This window comes from Chitinophaga sp. (genome assembly GCF_039596455.1).
Taxonomy (GTDB): domain Bacteria; phylum Bacteroidota; class Bacteroidia; order Chitinophagales; family Chitinophagaceae; genus Chitinophaga.
The window spans coordinates 188,627-203,665 of sequence record NZ_JBCNJR010000007.1 but is presented as its reverse complement, the minus strand read 5'-3'; the positions used below and the strand labels follow the sequence as shown (position 1 = coordinate 203,665).

The window sequence follows — 15,039 nt, the reverse complement described above, 5'->3', positions numbered from 1 at the left end:
TTGTTAACGTTTAATAAATGTGAATGCAACTGGTTAGAACTTCAGGTTGATGTTGAACCCTATAGAGCGCATGGAAGGCGTTTGCAGGTTATCGCTTTCAGCATCCGGGTCTACGTTGGGCATCTTTGACAGGATGAACAGGTTGTTGCCTATCAATGATACAGAAGCGCCGTTGAATTTACCCTTGATCCACCGGTCAGGGAAATTGTAGGTCAGCACCAGTTCACGCATTTTCAGGTAGGTTCCGCTGTAGTAGTGGTAATTGTTCAGCATGCCGCCGCTGGTGGTTTGCATGAAGCTGATGTAGTTCACTTCTGTGGTGTTGGGAGCAAACTTGCGGGTATCTGAAGTGATGTTGCCATATGCATCGTAGGTTACGCTGCCGCCGGTTACCACCACGCCGGGCCCTACATAGGTGTTCTTGCCGGCGTTGGCATCGTCACGATAGGAAGTAACCGTTCCTTTGGCCGTACCGCCCCACCACATTTTCTGGTTGGTGGTGGAATAGATCAATCCGCCCAGGCGGCCGTCGAAAGACAGGCTGAGGGAGAAATTCTTGTACTTGAACGTGTTTTGCACGCCGTAGATCCAGTCTTCGTCACTATGGCCAAAAAACTGGCCCACGGGCGTAAAGGCCTGCATGCCGTTGGCGTTATAGATGGCCTGACCGTCAGGGGCGCGGCTCTCTGTGATATAGATCCGGTCCATACGCTGGCCTTCCTTCACCAGCCCCAGGTAACCGTCGGGATTATCCGTAGCATCTTTCAGCCAGCGGTGTACGCTGCTGAAGTTGATGGATGCCTCCCACCTGAAGTCTCTCGTTCTTACCGGCGTTCCGCTAAGCATGAACTCCCACCCTTTCCGCAGGAAAACGTTCGCATTTTTCCGGATGCTGCCATAACCGCTGCCCTGGGAAATAGACACCAGCTGGAAATTGTTATAGTCCTTGTTCCTGAAATAGGTGGCGTCTACATTAAGCCGGTTCTGGAAGAAGCCGGCGGCTATGCCATACTCTCCGGAGAGTACTGTTTCAGGTACCAGGTCTGGCGATATGAATTGGCTCGGTACGCCCAGGGAAGGTATATTGTTCCACTTGGCCCCGATGTTATAGGTGGGGATGTGCGCGTAGGGATTATTGGCATCAATAAACCCTGTGTTCACCTTGGCCCAGGAGCCGCGTATTTTCAGGAAAGAAATGGCCTTGGGCAGGGTGAGTACGTCAGACAGTACGGCAGACACGCCTGCGGAAGGATAGAAATAGGCGTTATTCTTGATGGGCAGCGTGGAGGTTTTGTCATACCGGCCGGTTAATGACAGGTAGAGGAAACCCAGGGTCTCAACATCCAGCATGCCATAAGCAGAGGCCGTTCTGCGCTCACGCAGCACGTTGGAGCCCTTGAGGGGATTGATGGTATTGCTGATGGCATAGAACCCCGGTATGGTCAGGCCGTCTGTAGTGGTATATGCAGATTCGAACCTCCTGTAATTGTTGGCGCCGCCGGCGGTTACATTAATTTTCAGGTTCTTGCCGAACTGGTGGTTGTAGTTCAGGATAAGGTCTGAATTAATGTCGAAGTAATTGGCCATGTCAGTAGAATAGTTGCCACGTGAAATATAGTCGTAGGCAATATAGCTGTTAGGCTCGCGCAGTTCGGAGTTGGTGGAATACTGGTTGAAACCGTTCCGGAACTTGACCGTAAAGTTGTCCAGTATTTTATAATCGAACGTTACCTGCCCGAAGCTGTTATTCCGTTTGTACCCGTTCAGCAGCTCATTGGCCACAAAATGCGGGTTATTGTACCATGACAGGTTGTAGTTGCGCTGCTGCAAACCTTCCCTGCCCGGCATCCAGTAGTTCTGCAGGTCACGGATATCAATATCAGGCCCTATCCAGAGGATCAGGTTGTACAGGTAATTGGGGGGGCCGTACCCTACCGTGGGGTAGTTATCAGAGTACTCCCTGTTGTAGGTCAGCTTGCTATCCATAGTGAGCCTGGGAGACAGCTGGTAATTACCGCCGATGGAGAAAGAAGTGTTGTTCAGCTCCGTATTGGGTACCACCCCTTTCTGGAAAACATGACTGGCAGACACCCGGAAGGAGCCTTTATCAGTACCGATAGACGCGGAAACGCTGTTGGTAGATAAAAGGCCTGTTCTGAAGAAATTCTTGATATTGTTACGGCCCCTTGACACCCAGGGCGTTTTTATACGCTGGTTGGTATTGGGGTCTATAGGACTGTCATACTGCGTGGTTTCATAAAAGCCGCTGGGCGTGGAAGGGTCACGCTGGTCCAGCTTGGGGCCCCATATCCAGCCGCCGCCTTCCGTGCCGCCGCCTGAACCGTTCACATAGGCATATTTCCCCTGGTCTCCCCCGCCGTATACGGTTTGTACCTCAGGAATAACGGTATAGCCGGGCTGGAACATGGTAGAAGAATTGATCTCCACATGCAGCTTGCCTTTGTTCCCCTTTTTGGTGGTATACAGGATAGCGCCGTTCACCCCCATGGCGCCGTACAGGGCGCCCGCGGCCGTACCTTTCAATACGCTGATGCTTTCAATATCGTCCGCATTCAGCTTGTAGGGGTCTGCATCCGGGTCAGGGATGCCATCAATTACGATCAGCGGCGATCTGCCCCTGAGGGATATGCCCGGGTTGCGGAACAGGTCTGTGGTGTTGTTGATGTTGAGGCCGGCGACTTTACCGGTCAAAGCGCCCAAAACCGTAGGGGTTTTGGTTTTGGCCATCGTTTCACCGCTCACTTCCTGTACGGCGTAACCCAGTGTTTTTTGCTGCTTTTTAATGCCCAGCGCCGTGGTTACCACTACTTCCGCCAGGTCGCTGCCGCCTGGCTGCAAATCAATATTAATGTTCGTTCTGCCGTTTACCGCCACTTGCTGGGTGGCGTGGCCAAGGAAGGAAAATATAAGAACGGCATCTCCGGGGACCTGGAGGGAATACCTGCCGTCTACATTGGTGGTGGTCCCCCTGCTGGTACCGCTCACCGCTATTGATACGCCTATCAGCGGCGCATTATCGCTGGTGGAGCGTACCGTGCCTGTTACGGTGACATTCTGCGCGAATGCTGACATCTGTAACAGCAACGAAAAGATGAGTAAAAAATTTGTTTTCATAAATGAAACTAGTTGTTAGTAAATGGGATTGCGTGCTAGAAATCGGTTCGTGTTTTTACCGGCGTAAAAATCTACATTTAGATCAAAGTATAAAAATTAATTGAACATTCATTCAATTTATTATTATTTTTATAATAAAATCTTTACAATTAGTTAACACAGATCCCGGGGGAAATGTCTATGGCAGATAAGTTCGGGGGAGCCCGGCCCGTCATGCAAACGATAGCAAACACACATACAACATTGAACCGGGAATGTTATATTTGCCGGAAATCAGCAGACAGCACTACTATGGGAAGAAGAAGCATCAAGGAGTCAAGGCAGAAGGAAATTATTGAGGCTTTTTATACGATTGCAAAGAAGGAAGGGCTGGAAAATGCCTCTATAGCAAAAACGGCTGCGCTCATCAATATCAACCCCAGCCTGGTCATCCACTACTTCAAAACCAGGGAATACCTGGTTTACGGGCTTATTGAATACATCCTTGACCAATATTTGCTGATCTATAAAACGCCCCCTGCCTACAAGAATGATCCCGGCAAGAAGCTGCTGAAAATAATAGACAACATCTTCTCCCATAAATGGCACCTGCTGTTTGACGACAGTGTTGCGTACAGCTGCTATTCACTCGTTTTCCGCGATCAGAAGGTAAAGGAGAACTATAAGGTATTGCTGGATACGCTGCGGGAGAACTTGAGGGTACTGATAGAAGAATGCAACCAGCAGGGCGTGCTCAAGGTGAAAGACCCCGCAGCGGCGGCAGACACCATTTTTGTAATGGTAGACGGCGCTTATTATTACCTCAGCCTGGTGAGCAACAAACGGGAATACAAACAAAAGCTGGCGCAGTACAAAGGGCTGGCCTTGCAGCAACTCAATTTGGTTTCTTCTTCCGCTTCCGGGAAATAACAATAAAAGCGCTGAGGGCAATAAGTCCCCACACAAAATTGACCACTACATTAGGCAGGTCTGCATAATACAGGGCGTTGGCGGTGAGCCCCACGGCGCCCACCAGGTTCAGCGTGTGGTAGATCAGCTGCCGGGCAGTGATCTTGTTCACGCTCAGCAGGAAGTAGGCCAGCAGGTAGGCAAGCGTACCCACCCAGCCCAGCACGGGATAGATACCATTCATCGACAATAAATACATACTACGGGTTGTTTTCAACTTGGTCTCAATATACGGAACCTTGGGGATTCCGGGAGTAATGGAAAAACGGGCAATAATCACTAGCTTTATCAGGAGCTTTTCATGCCTATCCATATGACACAAGCAAAAATTTCCAGTATTGCTCCATTCTTCATTGTAAAGAATGTTCCGGCTGCGCTGTCATTCTACCGCGACCGGCTGGGATTTGAAATTGAGTTTCAGGGGCCCAGTGAAGACGATATTTTCTTCGGCATCGTACGCCGGGGCGCGGTAATGATCTTCTTTAAGGACATTGGCGTTGACCCCGTACCCAACTACACCAGGGATATTAAACAAGGCATTGCCCGCTGGGATGCCTACGTTTATGTTGAAGACCCCGACGCATTGGCGGCAGAGTTTTCCTCCCGCGGGGTGGTGTTTTTCCGAACACTGGAGGATAGTGTTAATGATAATGACGGGCTGCGGGGATTTGAAGTGCAGGATGTTAACGGGTATGTGCTGTTTTTTGGACGCCCTGACAGGTAAACCGGTCCCGTTTACTCTCCGGCGGGCCCAAGCAGCTCTTCCAGCTTTCTGAACAGCTCTTTTCCGCGGAGGTTCTTGGCTACAATGAGGCCGTCCGGCCCTATGAGCACGTTGGCAGGGATGGAGCGGATACCGTATAGCTTTCCGGCGGCATTGTCCCAAAACCTGAGGTCAGATACATGCGTCCAGGTCAGTTCATCATCGTGAATGGCCTTTATCCATTTATTTTTTTCATCCGGCCGTTCAAAAGCAACACCGAGCACTGTAAAGTTTCTGGATTGATATTGTTTGAAAGCTTCCACTACATTCGGGTTCTCCGCGCGGCAGGGCACGCACCAGTTGGCCCAGAAATCCACCAGCACATATTTTCCCCTGAAATCTGCCAGGTTTACCGGTTTGCCGAGCGTATCGTTTTGTGTAAAGAGCGGTGCAATTGTTCCTACCGCCGTTTTGGCGTTCCGGAATTCGGTCTCAAGCATCCTCGCCGGGGCGTTATTGCGGGCTGATTCGGTCAGTGCATTGTATACTGTTTCCTTTTCTGCAACCGTTACCTCGCGCCCCAGCCTCGTTGTCATCAGGTAGGCGCTGATTGGGGAAGCAGGATGGTCCTTTACCCAATTGAGCGTGAATGCGGATTCCGCCTCCCGCATTTTCTGCACTTCATATTGCAGGGCCTTGTAAGAAACTGAATCCTTTGCGCTAGATGCATGCAATCTCTTATACAACTCCAGGCGCCCCTTAAGCTGCGGTGCTTTGCCCATTTCAGTCTCAAAACTGTTATAGTCATTCATTGCCCTGGTACCGGTAGCCCTGGCGTCTTTGAATCCAGGGCCATTCCCGCTGATGTGGAGGTTTCCTTCGTCCAGGTATATATACATGCCGTTGTAATGGTTGTGGCCCCTCCCAATCTGCAGCATATAACCATTCCCTTCACCGGGCAACACACGGGTGCTGATGCTAAAGCGGCCGGATGTGGTAGTAGCGGAGTCTGTATCCGACCCACTGACTTGCGAGCTTAAATAGACAGTCTGACCGGCGGGCAGGCCTTTGATGCGGCCTTCGATGGTCACATTCTTTTGCGCCAGTGCGGCGAGTGCGGTTAAGACAAACAGGCTGATTAAAGTAGCATTTTTTATCATGTGCTGTGTTTTTCTATTGATCATATGCCGGGGCTGACCTGTAATGCCATCATTCCTGGTTTAAACGAATTAAACGATTTTGCATGAAAAAGGCAACTGTTTAGGCATAAATAAATCCGGCATTAGCATTATATTAGAAGGAGCTGCATATACTTTCAAAAAATGGTTTATGAAACCAGCAAGGATAATAAGATGCCTGGTAATACCGCTTCTTGCTCTTTTAACTTCCTGTAGCGGACAAACCGGTAGTGAAACGACATCCGTTTCAACCGCGCAAGGCGCTCCTTCCTCCGGTACTGACCACCCGCCAGACACGGCAGGCGGCATCGTCTATTTTTCGGCCGACAACGGGTTGACCTGGAAAAATAAAAGCGCAGGTTTGCCCGCTGCAACCAGCATCGGGCTGGGTGGAATTGCCGTCTCCGAAAACAGGCTTGCCCTCCTCTCTAAAGACAGCGGGCTCTACTTTTTTAATGACCGGGAAGGCAAATGGATCAATGTCCCTACAGACAGGCAACTGATTAAAAGCAATCCGGGAGCTTTGTTGTTCCACAAAGGCCGCATCTATGCAGGAACACAATTTGGCGGCGTTTTCTACTCCGGGAATGAAGGAAAAAGCTGGACAAAACTGAATACCGGTTTGGATAACCTGACCATCCGGAAACTTGCCGAAATTGACCATCAGCTCTACGCCGCAACAAACTCCGGGCTCTACTCCTACAATAGCTTACGCGGCCAATGGGAACAGGAATACGGGCACAGCACACTGCAGGTAAACGGCATTGCAGTGTTGGACGGAAGCATTTACATTGCAACCAGCCAGGGCGCGTTCAGCTCCCCAGCAGGCAAAAAAGACTGGAAGAAGATCTTTTCAAACGGGGCCTTGCACAATATCAGCACAGACGGCAAAACCCTCTATGCAATGGTGTATAACGAGCTGTTCTCGTCATCTGACAAGGGAAACAACTGGCAAAACATTCAAAAGGGCCTACCTGCAGAGCTGTATACCTTCAATGTAATAAAGAGCGGCCATGCCTTACTGGCCGGGCAATGGGACGGGGTTTACCGGATGGATGAGCAATCCGGGTACTGGAAGCCCTCCGGCGCCGGGTTGCCCGGCCGGCTGGCTATCGCCAATATGGTCAGCTACAAGGGTGTCATTGTTGTAAGCGGCAGCGAAAGGAAACTAAGGGCTAAAAGGTAGTACAAAGTGTCAATATTTATTATATTTGAGGGATCGCCAAAAGCATTCAAAAACTAAAACTCATGAATAGACGAAGTTTCCTTAAAAACACCGCAGCCGGAAGTCTGGCTTTCTTTCTGCCGTTACGCTCCATGGCGTTTGGCACCGATAAAAAATTAAGGATTGCCCAGGTAGGGCTTGGAATGATGGGTGTCAGCGATCTGAAGAGCATATCTTCCCACCCGTCTGTGGATGTGGTTGCACTTTGTGATGTTGACCTCACCAAGATCAACGCTGTAAAGGCCAAGTACCCTAACGCAAAAATATTTGCAGATTACCGGGAGATGTTCAAGAGCATGGGAGGAGACATAGACGCTGTTGTGGTATCAACGCCTGATCATGCGCATGCGCCCGTTTCACTGATGGCCATGGAAATGAATAAAAACGTTTATTGCCAGAAGCCTCTCACCCACTACATTTCGGAATCCCGCAAAATGGAGGCCGTTGCCGCAGAGAAAAAACTGGTAACTCAAATGGGCATCCAGGTACATTCTTTCTATGACTACAAGCTGGCCACTATTCTGATCCAGAAGGGCATCATCGGCAAGGTAAAAAAGGTAATAGCCTGGTCTCCCAAAGTGTGGGGGTACGACGGGCCCGCGCCTGAAGGCAGCGATCCGGTACCGGAGGGACTGGATTGGAACCTCTGGCTGGGAACGGCAAAAGAAAGGCCATACAAAAAAGGATTTTACCATCCCGGCAACTGGCGCAGGTGCATAGATTACGGATGCGGTACATTGGGCGATATGGGCGTTCACATCTTCGATACGCCCTATAATGCGCTGAAGCTGGGTGTTCCTTTAACGGTAAAAAATGAATGCCGTGAGCCGAATGATTTTGGCCATGCTGAAAAGAACCATGTAACCTACGTTTTCCCCGGCACAAAGTATACCGCCAAAACCCTGGAGTGGGTTTGGTACGATGGCAAAGGGGCGCCGGAACTGCAGGAAGAGCTGGCATTGCCCGGCGGAGACAAGCTGCCTGACCAGGGCGCCATGTTTATTGGCGAGAATGGCAAACGGTTATTGCTGCCGCATTTTATGGAGTTCCCTAAACTGATCGTCAACAACAAGTACGAAAAGATCGATGCAAAAAAATACGATCCGAAAGGAGAAGCAGGCAAACCCACGGTTAGCTACGATATTGAAGGAGATAAACATTATCACGAGTTCGTAGACGCCTGCCTCGGAAAATCCAAATGCAGCGCACCTTTCTCTTATGCAGCGAAACTCACCGAAGTGATATTGCTGGGCGTGGTTGCGGCGCGGTTCCCGAATCAGACGCTTCATTGGGATGGGGCTAATGCGCGGTTTAAGGAAGAGGAAGCCAATAAGTATTTGACCGGGGAGTATAGGAACTTCTAGGAACAACTATTTGACAATACAGGCCTGGTGGCCAAAAGGGAGGCTTCCGCCTCCCTTTTTCTTTGGAAGAATGGCGCCAAACAGTACCGGGCCGCCATTTCGCATCAGAATAATTTTTCCTGCGGCGGCTTCACCCCGGCAAGCCGGAGGTAGACCGTTGTTTGCCCGCGGTGGTGTGTCTGGTGCTCGAAAGATTTTGCCAGCGCCATGCCGCGCGTAGTTTCAAACTTGTCGAACAGTTTGATCTTTTCATCGAATTGCGCGGGTTGGGCTTTCTTTACCTGTTCTATGGCATAATCGTAACCGGCCATCACTACTTTGATGACGTTCGCCTTCGATTTGTCCGCTATTTTTTCGGACTCACCGAACCCAACAGGGCTTTTCACGCCCAGTGCCGCGGAGGTCAGCCCGTAATTGGCGTCTGTCAGGTGAAGCATTTGTTCGGCAAAGGAGCGCATTTCCGGCGTGGGCTTCAGGGCGTAGCCGGATTCGGGCATGGCTTCGAGATATTCAAGGGTGTAAGCCTTGGCCCGTTCCCATTCTTTGGCCATTTCTTCGGGGCTGCCCTGGGCAAGCACGAACGTACCGGTCCCCAGCACCAACGCGAGAACGGCCAGCATTTTTTTCATCAGCATGTTGTTGGATTTTTCAGATAAAATAATGGAATGGCAGCTACCCGTTTCCCCGCGGATCGTTGCCTGCGGGGGGCTGACTGCCGTGTTAAAGATACGGCAAGAAATAATATACCGGCATGGCCGCTACCAAAATAAGCCCGGATTGTTTACATTTGGGCTGCACCTTATCACCGTGAAAGCCACTAAATATACGCTACCCCTCCTCCTGCTGGCTTTGTTGCTCTGCAGCATTACCCCGGCGGATGCTCAAACTTCCGGTTCCCGGCAAATAGACCGCCTGCTGTCCGAATCGGATAGCCTGACCCATATTGCCAGGTACCCTGAGGCCATCCGGAAAGCCGAGGCCGCCCTGCAATTCAGCCGGGAAAACGCATACCCTTTCCAGGAAGCCATGGCGCTCCTGAAAATTGCGGAAGTGCATTACCGCCGGTCAGACTTCCATCTCCTGCCGCATTATGATTCAGCGGCCCTGCAGATCGGCCTGCGGCTAAAAGATAATTTTATCACGGCGCTTTCCACTTACCGGCTCGGTGTGTATTTTATGAGCATTGACGACCACACGCAGGCATTCCGGCTGTTTGACAAGGCGCTGTCCTTAAAATTCGGCAATGAAAATTCCACCCACACCGCCACTGTCTATAACGATATCGGGGTGCTTCACGGCAAGCTGAACCATCTGGACAAACAGGTGGAATGGCTGCTCAAAGCCCTGAAAATCCGCGAACAATTGAAGGAAGAGACCGGCATTGCCCAAACATGCAATAACCTGGCCGTGGCCTACAATGACGCCGGCAATTACAGCAGGGCCCTTCAATATGGCATAAGGGCCGTTGAGCTGAGAAGAAAGGTTAACGATGTAGCCGGTGTGGCCATCAGCGCCGGTAACCTCTCCCAGATCTATCTCCGCCTCGATTCCATCAACCAGGCCCTTCATTACCAGGAGACCGGCTTGCGGTATGCGGAATTAAGCGGGCTGGAATCCCGCATGGCGCAGAGTTATATCAACATGGCGCTCATGCTGAACCGGCAAAAAAAGAACGCGGAAGCGCTGGAGTATGAGAAAAAAGCGATAGACATCCTGGGAAGGACGGGTAACAGCGAAATGCAGGCCCGCCGGCAGATTGCCGCCGGCATCCTCTCCAAGATCACGGGAGACACGGCACAGGCCCTGCAATTCTATCAGCAGGCATTCGATATTTCGGGCAAACTGAACAACAAATCCAACATCAGGGACATCTATCTCAACAAAACGGTGCTGTACAAGGATTATAAAGACTTTTACAATGCGTACGAGAATTACAAAAAATACATCCTCTACCGGGACAGCATCATCAACCAGGAAACCCTGGTGAAAATATCCGAAGCCCAGGCCAGGTACGAAACAGAGAAAAAAGACAATGAAATAAAACAGCTGGCCAACGCCCGCCGCATCCAGGAACTGGAAACGGAGAAACAAAAAGCGCTGGCTGCGGGGAATGCGCTTTTGGCGCAACAACGGCAAAACGAGATAGACCTGCTTTCACGCGGGCGGGAGCTGCAGCAAATAAAGATCCTGCAGCAACAGGAAGACCTTGAAAAACAAAACCTCACGGTTCAAAACCAGCGGCAGGCGCTGCTGCTGGCACAACAGGAAAAAGATCTGCAGGAAGCCGCCCTGAGAAAATCGAACCTGCTCGGCAATGCGCTGATCGCAGGCGCTATCATGATGCTGATCATTGTCTGGTTCCTCTTCAACCGGTATAAACTGAAAAGAAAGATCAATGAGCAACAGGCATTGCTGGCCGTGAGGAACGACATCGCCAAAAACCTTCACGACGATATCGGCTCCTCCCTCAGCAATATCCACATCCTGAACGAACTGGCCAGAAAGAACACTTCCAGGCCGGCACTGGCGTCCCAATACCTGGACAAAGCGGGGGAAGACATCCAGCGCATCAGCGAAGACCTCAACGATATTGTATGGAATATCAATCCACGGTACGACGACCTGCAGCAACTTTTCATCCGCATGAAACGGTATGCCGCCGATATGCTGGACGGGAAAAACATCAACTACACCCTGAACTTCCCCGATAACGCCAATAACATCGGCATGACCATGGAACGCCGGAGGGATTTTTACCTCATCTTCAAGGAAGCCGTCAATAACCTGGTGAAATACTCGCAGGCCACCACGGCATCCATTGCAGTGCTGTTTGAGGGGAATAGGCTGATCATGAAAGTGGAAGACAATGGCATCGGGTTCAACCAATCACAGGCGCAATACGGGAATGGACTGTCCAATATGCAGCAGCGGGCCGCATTCTGGAAAGACCGCCTGAGCATTGAAAGCAGCCCGGGCAATGGGGCCTCCATTTTTCTCGAATTACGTTTGTGACGGTAGGGTACCCGATTGTGTAGTCAATTTTCATGAGATGCATCCTTAACTTTACGCCAAATGCCGGCCAAACTGATTCTATATGAAGACAATCTCCGCCTGCGGCAGTCGCTGGAGCTGCTGCTCGGGGGCGACAGCGGGTTTATTGTGGTCGGCTCATTCGATCATTGCAACGATGCGGCCGCACACGCTGCCGAACTTCTCCCCGAGCTGGTGATCATGGACATTGACATGCCGGGCGCCAGCGGCATCGAAGGCACCCGGACCATTAAATCCGCACTGCCCGATACCAAGGTGGTGATCCATACCGTTTTTGACGACGACAACCGGATATTCAATGCCATCTGCGCCGGCGCCGACGGTTACCTGCTGAAGCATACGGCGCCCCTGAAACTGGTACAGGCGTTGCACGAAGTGCTGGAAGGCCATGCCCCGATGAGCCCTTTTGTTGCCCAGAAAATATTTCAGCATTTCCGGTCGCAGGTGCCTGCACAAGACCCCTTCAACCTTACCGCGCGGGAAAAAGAGATACTTGACCTGCTGGTAAAAGGAAATTCCTACAAAATGATTGCGGCTGCCGCCGGCATTACTATTGACGCGGTAAAAAAACACCTTCAGAACATCTACCGCAAACTTCATGTCAATTGCGGCACGGAAGCCGTTGCCAAAGCATTGAAACACAAAATTGTATAACCTCCCCCGGCGCATCCTCCATCTTTCACTACCCGAATGTGTAATTGTCATTCTTGACGGTATTTAAAACCTTTGCAGCATAACATTGGCCACGCCCCTTAGTGGCCTGCTTTTCTTACAACCCTAAATACAAACAACCGATGAAAACAATATTGTTCTTCGTTTTGCTGATTGCGGCATGCAATATTTCACAGGCGCAGTCTATTATCGACAAACTCGGTAAAAAGGTAGAACGCAAAGCCAACCAACGGGTGGACAGGAAAACAGACAAGGCCATAGATAAGGGTCTCGACGAAGTAGAAGGCATATTCAGCGGGAAAAAGAAAAAGACCGGCAAGCAGGATACCGGAAATGAAAACCCTCCATCCGGTGGCGGGCATGAATCAACCGGCGGCTTCTCCGCCAATTCCAAATACGACTTCGTTCCCGGCAGTAAAGTGATGGTGATGGAAGATTTTATGCAAGACGCCGTGGGTGACTTCCCCGCCAAATGGAACACCAACGCCACCGGCGAGATCATGACCATGAACGGAGAAGAAGGCCACTGGCTGGCCTTTACAGGCAAAGGCGCCTTCACCCCTGACTTCATCAATTCCATCCCGGAAAACGCCACCGTAGAATTTGACCTGGACGTTAGTCCCACTTATGGTTTTTATAACGATGCGCTTTTTATCTGCATTGTTGAATCCCGCAGCAAGAACGATTTTACCAACTGGGTGCATTTTGGCAGGCCTACCCTTTCCGGGGTCAGGCTGGAGCTCCACCCACAAGACGCCAGCTCCAAACCAGTTGGTCGTACGGCCATTTCCGTGTACGAAAACGGGAAACTGGCCATGACCAATAAGGCCAATGCCGTTGAAGCGTTCAACAAAAACAGGCACAAGGTGCATATGGCGTTCTGGCGGCAAAAGCAGCGGCTGCGCATCTATGCCGGGGAAACCAAACTTTGGGACATCCCGCAGGCTTTCACCGCAAACGGCAACTATAACAAGCTGGTGTTCTGCACCAGGCAGAGCAAAGCCGGAGAATATTTCTTCATTTCCAATATCCGCCTTGCGGTGGGCGATCCCGATACAAGGCACAAGCTGGTCACCGAAGGGAAATTCTCCACTTCCGGGATCTACTTCAACACCGGTTCAGCCGGCATCCGCTCCGAATCTCATGGCATATTGAAAGAAATTGCCGGCGTATTGAAAGAAAACCCGCAACTGAAGGTCCAGATCATCGGGCATACAGACAACACCGGCAATGCAGGGACCAACCAAAAATTATCGGAACAGCGCGCCGCAGCCGTAAAAAACTATCTCAGCCAGACTTTCGGGATTGACGGCAGCCGGATGACCACAGCCGGCAAGGGCTCGTCACAGCCTGTTACAGACAATAATTCTCCAGAAGGCAAAGCGCAAAACCGCAGAGTGGAATTTGTAAAACAGCCCTGATGAAAAAAACCTTATCAAACATTCTCATTCTTTCGCTGTTTTCCACGGCCGTATTTGCCCAGCCAACAACCCCCAGAAAGGATACCGTGAAAGGCGGTAAATGGTGGACGGGCCCCGGCCCGGCGCCGCAGCTTATCCCGGCAGTATTGCAATACCCTGAAAAGAAAAAAACGATACAACCGAAACAAACGATCTGTTTCGACAAAAAATTCTTCGTCCTCGGCGAGATGCAGGGCCAGGTGATCAATTGCTGTTTTGTGATCAACAGCGAATCAGGATTTGCCGGCGCCGTTCCGCTTTACGATGCGCAGTGCAAATGTGATTTCGACATCCTGGACCCGCGCTTCCAGTTCATGCTGTTTACAAAAAAGGGGCTGGAATTCCGCTACTTCAACCGCGAAGAAAGAGATCATGCAAGCCGGCCGGCGGTTATCAAACATTATGTTATCACAGGCAATACCCACCGCAACCAAATGGACGAGGTGATGGACCAGAAAATACTGCACCTCAAGGAAGGCAGTTACCGGGAATTCCTGAACGGGCATGTCAAGGCCAGGGAGTACGTTACCGACGACGGTAAATCCAGCCTGTTCCTGGCCGGCGACGACTATCCGAAAGAACTGACGGTCAGGGACCATCTGGGCGCCTATGGCCTGGGGCATATCAAAACCGACGCGGGTTATTACCTGGTGCTGGGGCATACGAGGGCATCGGAATTTAATATGGCCGTTCGTGAAATAGAAAAGTTCGGCCTTGGCGGGCTTTGTTTCTCCACTGCTTCATTTTCCGTGATGGAGGAAGAAAAAGTTCCCGTTGCCGTGGATGAAGCCACGGAACGGGAAAGGAAGCTGGAAGAAAAACTGAGCAGGCAAAACACGTCCACAGCCCCATGCGCTTCAAAAAAGGCCGAATGGACGGCTTATAAACTGAAAGCCGCACAAAAAGAAAAAGAAGTACTCCAAAAGCTGCAGCATGAAAAAATAAGGGCCTCCAACGAGGCCGACATATACAGTCTTGCCGCGATGTACAACCCGATGATGTCTTTTGCCATTGAAAGAAGGGAACTGGAACACAAGCTCTGCGTGCTGGACGAAGACATGGCCCATGGAAGAGTGTCCCGGAACCAGATGGCCAGGGCCGCACAACAAAGGCAATGCTGGGAAAACAAGGTGGCCGAATACAAACGGCTGGAAGACCTGTGGAATGAGATTGAATCCAAATACAAAAACGATCCCAGGCGGTTAGCGAAGGCAAGGGCGGAGTTTCAGCGGGATGAAATGCTTCCGGGGATTAAAAGGGTGCAATGCAAGTCCTAGGGCTGCCGTTGAATCGCAAGCCTTTT

Annotated in this window: 12 protein-coding genes; 8 read left to right on the top strand and 4 right to left on the bottom strand. The window is 50.9% G+C overall.

From position 1 onward, the window contains the following. Positions 1–33: 33 nt before the first annotated feature. Positions 34–3,093: a SusC/RagA family TonB-linked outer membrane protein gene (locus tag ABDW36_RS20255; RefSeq protein WP_343703740.1), complete on the bottom strand. Its 3,060-nt coding sequence runs from the start codon at positions 3,091–3,093 to the stop codon at positions 34–36. 333 nt (positions 3,094–3,426) lie between these two features. On the opposite strand from ABDW36_RS20255, the gene ABDW36_RS20250 reads away from it, so the two are divergent. Then, positions 3,427–4,044 carry a TetR family transcriptional regulator C-terminal domain-containing protein gene (locus ABDW36_RS20250; RefSeq protein ID WP_343703739.1) on the top strand — a complete coding sequence of 206 codons (618 nt, stop codon included), beginning with the start codon at positions 3,427–3,429 and terminating at the stop codon, positions 4,042–4,044. On the opposite strand, the gene ABDW36_RS20245 is transcribed toward ABDW36_RS20250, so the two are convergent. Further along, complete coding sequence (locus ABDW36_RS20245) at positions 4,010–4,282, bottom strand: hypothetical protein (RefSeq protein ID WP_343703738.1); 273 nt, start codon at positions 4,280–4,282, stop codon at positions 4,010–4,012. The two genes, ABDW36_RS20250 and ABDW36_RS20245, sit on opposite strands and share 35 nt — an antisense overlap. Before the next feature lie 114 nt (positions 4,283–4,396). Between ABDW36_RS20245 and ABDW36_RS20240 the strand changes: the two genes are divergently transcribed. Continuing rightward, positions 4,397–4,807: a VOC family protein gene (locus tag ABDW36_RS20240; RefSeq protein WP_343703737.1), complete on the top strand. Its 411-nt coding sequence runs from the start codon at positions 4,397–4,399 to the stop codon at positions 4,805–4,807. 11 nt (positions 4,808–4,818) lie between these two features. Here ABDW36_RS20240 and ABDW36_RS20235 read toward each other — a convergent pair whose 3' ends face one another. Beyond that, on the bottom strand, positions 4,819–5,946 hold the full coding sequence (locus tag ABDW36_RS20235) for a TlpA disulfide reductase family protein (RefSeq protein WP_343703736.1): 1,128 nt from the start codon (positions 5,944–5,946) through the stop codon (positions 4,819–4,821). Positions 5,947–6,115: 169 nt separating this feature from the next. Between ABDW36_RS20235 and ABDW36_RS20230 the strand changes: the two genes are divergently transcribed. After that, entirely contained in the window at positions 6,116–7,150 is a 1,035-nt protein-coding gene (locus ABDW36_RS20230; protein WP_343703735.1) for a hypothetical protein, read from the top strand. Between the two features lie 62 nt (positions 7,151–7,212). Continuing rightward, positions 7,213–8,553, top strand: coding sequence for a Gfo/Idh/MocA family oxidoreductase (locus ABDW36_RS20225; protein ID WP_343703734.1), 1,341 nt, complete (start codon positions 7,213–7,215; stop codon positions 8,551–8,553). Between the two features lie 104 nt (positions 8,554–8,657). On the opposite strand, the gene ABDW36_RS20220 is transcribed toward ABDW36_RS20225, so the two are convergent. Beyond that, the gene (locus tag ABDW36_RS20220; protein WP_343703733.1) at positions 8,658–9,188 is read right to left on the bottom strand and encodes a DinB family protein; all 531 of its coding nucleotides are present in this window, start codon (positions 9,186–9,188) and stop codon (positions 8,658–8,660) included. Positions 9,189–9,330: 142 nt separating this feature from the next. Here ABDW36_RS20220 and ABDW36_RS20215 point away from each other — a divergent pair, with 142 nt between their 5' ends. The 4 genes from ABDW36_RS20215 (at position 9,331) to ABDW36_RS20200 (ending at position 15,013) form a co-directional block, all read left to right on the top strand. After that, complete coding sequence (locus tag ABDW36_RS20215) at positions 9,331–11,565, top strand: tetratricopeptide repeat protein (protein WP_343703732.1); 2,235 nt, start codon at positions 9,331–9,333, stop codon at positions 11,563–11,565. Between the two features lie 60 nt (positions 11,566–11,625). Then, complete coding sequence (locus ABDW36_RS20210; protein ID WP_343703731.1) at positions 11,626–12,258, top strand: response regulator transcription factor; 633 nt, start codon at positions 11,626–11,628, stop codon at positions 12,256–12,258. Between the two features lie 140 nt (positions 12,259–12,398). Continuing rightward, complete coding sequence (locus ABDW36_RS20205) at positions 12,399–13,697, top strand: OmpA family protein (protein ID WP_343703730.1); 1,299 nt, start codon at positions 12,399–12,401, stop codon at positions 13,695–13,697. Continuing rightward, on the top strand, positions 13,697–15,013 hold the full coding sequence (locus tag ABDW36_RS20200; protein ID WP_343703729.1) for a hypothetical protein: 1,317 nt from the start codon (positions 13,697–13,699) through the stop codon (positions 15,011–15,013). Before ABDW36_RS20205 ends, ABDW36_RS20200 begins: the two co-directional genes overlap by 1 nt. Positions 15,014–15,039: the final 26 nt, after the last annotated feature.

What these genes read in the sequence shown, in the direction of transcription:
- ABDW36_RS20205 (WP_343703730.1), top strand. Translation starts at nt 12,399, where the DNA reads ATGAAAACAATATTGTTCTTCGTTTTGCTGATTGCGGCATGCAATATT.
- ABDW36_RS20255 (WP_343703740.1), bottom strand. Translation starts at nt 3,093, where the DNA reads ATGTCAGCATTCGCGCAGAATGTCACCGTAACAGGCACGGTACGCTCC.
- ABDW36_RS20235 (WP_343703736.1), bottom strand. Translation starts at nt 5,946, where the DNA reads ATGATAAAAAATGCTACTTTAATCAGCCTGTTTGTCTTAACCGCACTC.
- ABDW36_RS20225 (WP_343703734.1), top strand. Translation starts at nt 7,213, where the DNA reads ATGAATAGACGAAGTTTCCTTAAAAACACCGCAGCCGGAAGTCTGGCT.
- ABDW36_RS20200 (WP_343703729.1), top strand. Translation starts at nt 13,697, where the DNA reads ATGAAAAAAACCTTATCAAACATTCTCATTCTTTCGCTGTTTTCCACG.
- ABDW36_RS20245 (WP_343703738.1), bottom strand. Translation starts at nt 4,282, where the DNA reads ATGTATTTATTGTCGATGAATGGTATCTATCCCGTGCTGGGCTGGGTG.
- ABDW36_RS20240 (WP_343703737.1), top strand. Translation starts at nt 4,397, where the DNA reads ATGACACAAGCAAAAATTTCCAGTATTGCTCCATTCTTCATTGTAAAG.
- ABDW36_RS20210 (WP_343703731.1), top strand. Translation starts at nt 11,626, where the DNA reads ATGCCGGCCAAACTGATTCTATATGAAGACAATCTCCGCCTGCGGCAG.
- ABDW36_RS20220 (WP_343703733.1), bottom strand. Translation starts at nt 9,188, where the DNA reads ATGCTGATGAAAAAAATGCTGGCCGTTCTCGCGTTGGTGCTGGGGACC.
- ABDW36_RS20250 (WP_343703739.1), top strand. Translation starts at nt 3,427, where the DNA reads ATGGGAAGAAGAAGCATCAAGGAGTCAAGGCAGAAGGAAATTATTGAG.
- ABDW36_RS20230 (WP_343703735.1), top strand. Translation starts at nt 6,116, where the DNA reads ATGAAACCAGCAAGGATAATAAGATGCCTGGTAATACCGCTTCTTGCT.